This is a genomic window from uncultured Campylobacter sp. (assembly GCF_937949835.1).
In the GTDB taxonomy this organism is placed as follows: Bacteria; Campylobacterota; Campylobacteria; order Campylobacterales; family Campylobacteraceae; genus Campylobacter_B.
Genome location: NZ_CALEDC010000142.1, coordinates 1 through 5,819 on the forward strand (window position 1 = coordinate 1; position 5,819 = coordinate 5,819).

Annotated in this window: 7 protein-coding genes; all 7 read right to left on the bottom strand. The window is 47.6% G+C overall.

What is annotated here, in order from left to right; translation table 11 throughout:
• Positions 1-653 (bottom strand): hypothetical protein (locus tag Q0256_RS03130; RefSeq protein ID WP_297959961.1); only part of this gene is annotated, 653 nt, incomplete at its 3' end.
• A 2-nt stretch (positions 654-655) separates the two neighbouring features.
• Positions 656-2,653, bottom strand: a complete 1,998-nt coding sequence (gene metG / locus Q0256_RS03135) for a methionine--tRNA ligase (protein WP_297959963.1) — start codon at positions 2,651-2,653, stop codon at positions 656-658.
• Between the two features lie 27 nt (positions 2,654-2,680).
• The gene (locus Q0256_RS03140) at positions 2,681-2,863 is read right to left on the bottom strand and encodes a hypothetical protein (protein ID WP_297959965.1); all 183 of its coding nucleotides are present in this window, start codon (positions 2,861-2,863) and stop codon (positions 2,681-2,683) included.
• Positions 2,864-2,987: 124 nt separating this feature from the next.
• On the bottom strand, positions 2,988-3,392 hold the full coding sequence (locus Q0256_RS03145) for a type II secretion system protein (RefSeq protein WP_297959967.1): 405 nt from the start codon (positions 3,390-3,392) through the stop codon (positions 2,988-2,990).
• Positions 3,393-3,419: 27 nt separating this feature from the next.
• Positions 3,420-4,646, bottom strand: coding sequence for a hypothetical protein (locus tag Q0256_RS03150; RefSeq protein WP_297959969.1), 1,227 nt, complete (start codon positions 4,644-4,646; stop codon positions 3,420-3,422).
• A gap of 112 nt (positions 4,647-4,758) precedes the next feature.
• Complete coding sequence (locus Q0256_RS03155; protein WP_005871628.1) at positions 4,759-5,208, bottom strand: phosphoribosyltransferase; 450 nt, start codon at positions 5,206-5,208, stop codon at positions 4,759-4,761.
• A 15-nt stretch (positions 5,209-5,223) separates the two neighbouring features.
• The coding region (locus tag Q0256_RS03160) for an NCS2 family permease (RefSeq protein ID WP_297959971.1) at positions 5,224-5,819 on the bottom strand (596 nt) is incomplete at its 5' end.

Sequence of the window (5,819 nt, forward strand, 5' to 3'; positions counted from 1 at the left end):
GCCGGTACCCATTTTGCGCTTGGCGCGGAAATTTTATTTTGCGCGGTGCTTTTTACGGATGCGGATTTTGCGACAGATATAGAAGCTGCGGCGGGCGCGATACTTTTGGCGGTCGATGCGGTTTTTGCGACAGATGCAGATTTTTTAGCGAGCGGGGATTTTTTTGCGGGCACGCTTTTTGTCGCTATGTTTTTTTTAGCGGAATCGAATTTGGAAAGCGAGGCATTTTTTTTGATGCTTGCGCTAGAAACGCTTGCCGTGCGCTTTCTGCGCGACGCGGCGCTTGCTTTAGAGCTCTCGCCATCCGCGCTTGCACGCTTTTTTGTGCGCTCGTCCGTAAATTTATCGGTGCGTGAAAATGAGCGCACGACCGCGCGCACGCCGAGCTTTGCACATTTTAAAGCGGCAAACTTCGACAGCTCGCAAACGCCTAGCGTTAAAATTTTCCGCGCCGCAAATTTTAAAGCACCCCCCGCGCCGAGCTTCAGCGCCAAAGGCGTGGCGCATACAAGCCCGCCTGCACCGATCTTTGCCGCAAAGCCACAGCGACGGCAAAGCTTTAAAATTTTATCCGAAGCGCCGCTTTTTTGCGCGCAGAGCCCAGCCGCGCCGTAGATAGCGAGCTTCGAAGCCTTGCGCGCTAAAGCCCTCATCGCTAACCTACGATCGCGCCGTTTTTTACGGGTGCGAGAGTGCTAAGCAGCGTAAGGCTGCCGTCCTCGGCGCTTAAAATCATACCCTCGCTGCTATGTTTAAAAATTTTAGCGGGTTTTAAATTTGCCAGCACGCAGATCTGCTTACCGACAAGCGCGGCGGGATCGTAAAATTTTGCGACGCCGCTGATGATTTGACGCGGCCTCTCCTCGCCTAAATCGATCATAAATCGCAACAGCTTCTCGCTGCCTTCAATATTTTCGCACTCCAAAATCGTGCCGACTTTGATAACGCATTTTTTAAAATCGTCGATTTTAATTTGAGCTTCAGATGCTGCGCCTTGGGCTTCTTGCGCCGTAGCGCCCGAGCCGGAAGCGTTTGCGTTTAAGTTTAGCGCGCCTTTTACAGCAGCGTCTGCGCCCGAACAGCTTGCGGAATTTACAGCGCCATCTAGTCTATCGTAGTCCGCCTTCGGCATCAGCTCGTGATCAATCTTGGTAAAAAGCGGCTCGCACGGCTTAGCCTTAAAATCTAAAATTTCACCGCGAAGCACTAGTTTCTCATAAAGCGAAGTGGATATTTCAAAGCCTAGTGTGTCCGCGATACGTGCCGCCGTCTTCGGCATTGCAGGGCTTAGCAGCACGGCGACTTTAGCCAAAATATTTGCGACCAATGCGACGAGAGCCAGCGCCTTGGCCTGCTCGCCGTTTTTCATCAAATTCCACGGCTCGTATTTCGCGATCGAAGCGTTCGCAAGAGCAAGCGCCCTCCAAAGCTCCTCTAAGTATCTATTGGTAGCGACCTCCTCAAGCGCGTTAAGTGCGGCGCTCAGATAGGAGTTCGCTTCCTCGATCTCGGCGGTGAAAAATTTCATCACGTCTTTGGAATTTATGACGTAATCCGAGTATTTTGCGCTCATGCCGACGATGCGGCTAAGCAGATTTCCAAGCTCGTTGGCAAGCTCGGAATTTACGCGGTTTATGATCGCTTTTTGCGAAAAATCGCCGTCTTGGCCGAACGGCACCTCGCGCAGCAAAAAATACCTAAACTGCTCCAGCCCGTATGCGTTTGCGACCTCGCGCGGATCCACGACGTTGCCCAGGCTTTTGCTCATCTTTTTGCCGTCGCGCGTCCACCAGCCGTGAGCTGCGATGCTGCGTGGCATATTTAGTCCCAGGCTCATCAAAAACGCAGGCCAATAAACGGCGTGAAAGCGCAAAATGTCCTTACCTACGATGTGTAGAGCGTCGCTCCAATACTCCATTCGTTCGCCGCCCGCGCAAAATCCAAGCGAGCTAAGATAATCCATCAGCGCGTCCAGCCAGACGTAAATCACGTGCTTCGGATCGTTTAGCTCGGGCGGAATTTTAACGCCCCAATCAAAGCCCGTTCGCGTGATCGAAAGATCCTTCAGACCGCCTTTTACGAAGCTTACGACCTCGTTTTTTTTGCCTAGGGGCAGGATGCACTTTTCATCCTCGTACCATTTTAAAAGCCGCTCTGCGTAGGCGCTAAGTCTGAAAAAATAGCTCTCCTCTTTTAAAATTTTAGTCTTTTTGCCGCAGTCGGGGCAATACTCGCCGTCGATGAGCTGAGCGGAAGGGAAAAAACTCTCGCAGCTTACGCAATAGTTGCCCTCGTATTCGCCCTTATAAATGTCGCCCTTTTCATACATCTTGCGAAATACGTTTTGCACCGCCGCCTCGTGCGCGGCATCGGTAGTGCGCGAAAACATATCGTAGCTGATGTCAAACTCGTCCCACAGGTCTTTAAATTTAGCGCTCACGCCGTCTGCGTACTGCTTTGGGCTCTGGCCGTGCTTGGCTGCGGCCTCCTCGATCTTTTGACCGTGCTCGTCGGTGCCCGTTTTAAAAAAGACTTCGTGTCCTTGCAAGCGGTAAAATCTAGCCATCGTATCGGCGATGATCGTCGTGTATGCGTGACCGATGTGTGGGACGTCGTTTACGTAATAAATCGGCGTCATTATGTATTTTTTCATTATTCTCCTTAAGTGTGTAGGATTATCCTACTGCCCTCCGGGACCGGTATTAGAAGCCAAAGTATAATTTACATATCCGGTCTCGGGCTGGATGGTAATAAGAGCATGCTCGCCCGCATTATTAGTAAGTGTAATTATGCATGGTCTATTATTTTCATCAAATGTAAAAAGCCTATCATATGGCACGTTAGAGTCCGCTACCTGCCCCATAGGACGCCCATAAGAATCAAAGACTATAGTTTGATTTGCCCGGTCTCCACAATTAGTAAATTCGACATTTCTAATATCGTAAGTTTTGCTTAAATTCAGCTTCTTATTGATTCTTTCAGCATTTCTATTTATCGCTTGGTTTTGAAAGCCTGCACTTAGAATTTTTATTTGGATTTTGCGGATCTATGGCAAAATCAACCCTTGATAGATCAGACAGATCCGCACTACCGTTAGGATTACCACTCATAGTGCTATCATAATACACAGTGTAAGTCCAGCCCTCCGCACTTCCTTTGGCGTTGGTATAACTAAACTGAATCCTCCAAAGCTTCTTAAACCAATCCGGGTCATTAGGATCGAATTTGTTATCATTCATAGCCAGCTGCTGAGTATAGCGGATATGAGCAGCTACTTGATCTGCCGCCTCCACAAGGCTATTTCGATTGATTTGAGGCACCGCCACCGCCGCTAGAATTCCAACCACCACGATGATGAAAATCAGCTCAATCATAGTAAATGCTTTTTTCATAATTTTTACCTTTCATAAAAATTTTGTTTATATTTTAACATAAAATTTCGCAATTCGCACGCCTCGCTTGTAAATATCTATATTTTGTATCGAATTTTTATGATCCGAGACATATTCCGGCTCACCTGCATAGATAAAAGCGCTATCCCCGCTAGGCAGTCCGTAAAATTTCAGGCGCAGGCAGAGCCTCTCGTCTTCGCAGCTTACGTTTTTTACTCCGCGATTTTTTAACTCACTTGCCAGCTGCCTAGCTACGTCAAATTTATAGATAAAATGCCGCTGCGGTTTGTTTGCGAACATCGCCTCATACATCACATCGCTAAAAATCACTGCAAAATAACTCACCGCTAAGCTTACCAGCGTCACGCCCACGGCGATCTTGTGAAAGGTGCGAAATTTAGGCAATCTAACTCGGTATGAATTAAACAGAACCCGAATGATCAAAGGCGTAGCGATGACGCAATACGGCAGCATCATCTCAAGCGGCACGCGCTGTCTTAGCGAAAAAAGCATCGTCAGACAAAGCGCGCTCGTGGCGATGAACCACAGCAGGCTCTTTTCCTCTTTGATCCAAATTCTATAGATCGTGTAGATGAAAAATAAAAACACGAGAGGCGAAAACGCGCCCGCAAAAACGCCCACGGTGTCTAAAAAATACCCCTTCGGCTTGCCCTCCGAGCTTACGTCGTAAAAGATCACGCTGAAGCTAAATAGCGCTATGCAAAGCAGCAAAAGCTCCTTTTTGCGCGTATAAAGCGCCCAAATTCCAAAGCCGACGTAGAGCATAAAAAACGCTCTATCGAACAGGGCGCAAGCGGAGAGAAGCACGAAAAGCGCGATATTGTATTCGCTCTTTGCAAAATAGATCGCCAGCAGCGTGAAAAAAACGATGATGCCCGCAGGATTTAGTAAAATCGCGCTACTCATAGACGCAGGAAGCGCCATAAATAGCGCCGTAGCGACCACTCTATCGAAGCGGCGCTTTAGAATAAATTTTGAAATTTTATAGATCATCGCAGCGTTTGCGAAGTGGATCAAAATAAATGGCACGCGCAAGGCATAGTCGTTGCGCCCGAAAATTTCGCAGCTTAAATTTGCTATTAGCGAAACGAGGGATTTTTTATCGTAAAAAATTTCAGCCTCGTAGTAGCTGATGCTTAAATTTGAGATCGCATAAAGCAAAAATATGCCCTGAAACAGGCACATTATGGAGATTACGAAAATTTCGTTTTGATAAAGCTTCTTCACTCTCATCCTTGCTGCGGGCGCTTTAAATTTACGGCCTAAATTTTACGGCCGGAATTTTATAAAATTTAAGCCGCCGAATCCTTTAAAATTTAGCCGCTAAATTTAACCGCGCGCCGCTTCATTCCTCTATCGTATAATTTTCCCAAAAGAAATTTATCCACTCATCCGTCTTTGAAATTTTAAAATCGGGTTGGATGAGCGCCTTGGGTTTGTAAAAAATCACCGCCGTTTTAAGCTCTATTTGCGGAAATTTCTCCAGCAGCACGCGCTTGATCTCGACCATGCTGTCGCCGCTGTCGATAATATCGTCCACCAGCAGCACGCGTTTGTAAAGCTCCAGATCGGGCACGTTGAAAACGTCGATGGTGTCGAGCTTTTTGGTGTCTGCGTAGTGGATGGAATTTATCGAAAATATCGTCCGCATATCAAGCGCATTGGCTAGCGCGTGACCGAATGTGAGCCCGCCTCTAGCGATCGCCACGATTGCATCGGGCATAAATTCGTCCCTAACCTGCTTTGCTATAACTCTTGCGTCGCGATCCATCTCGTCAAAACTATAAAATCTCATATCTTTCCTTAAAATTTAATGCATCAAAAATACTAAAACGCTAATCGCGCCAAGCGTCAAAACGCCGAAATTTAAATCTTTTATCCTGCGCTGAGCGAGTCTAACTACGATATAAGCGATAAAGCCGAAGCTTAAGCCGTTGGTGATCGAGTAGGTAAAAGGCATCAAAAATACTATAAAAAACGCAGGGATTAGAATTCCCGCGTCGCTATAATCGATCTTACCAAGCTCGCTAAACATCAAAACCCCGACCATTACGAGGATCGGATAGATCGCATTTGCGGGGATCGCCTTAAATAGCGGTAGCATAAACAGCGTCAGCACGAAAAATATAGCGCAAAATACCGCCGTTAGCCCCGTGCGACCGCCCGCTTCTACTCCGCTGGCGCTTTCGGCAAATGCAGTGACCGTGCTCGTGCCGATAACGGCGCCTGCGACGCTACCTATCGCATCGGAAGTTAAATTTCTAGATAGTTTTTTCATGCCGTCTTTGCTATTCTCTCCAAAAAGCCCCGCACGATTGCCAACGCCGGTTAGAGTGCCGATGCTATCAAATAGATGCGTGACGAAAAATGTGATTATAAAAGGCACGAACGCGAGCTTTAGCGCTC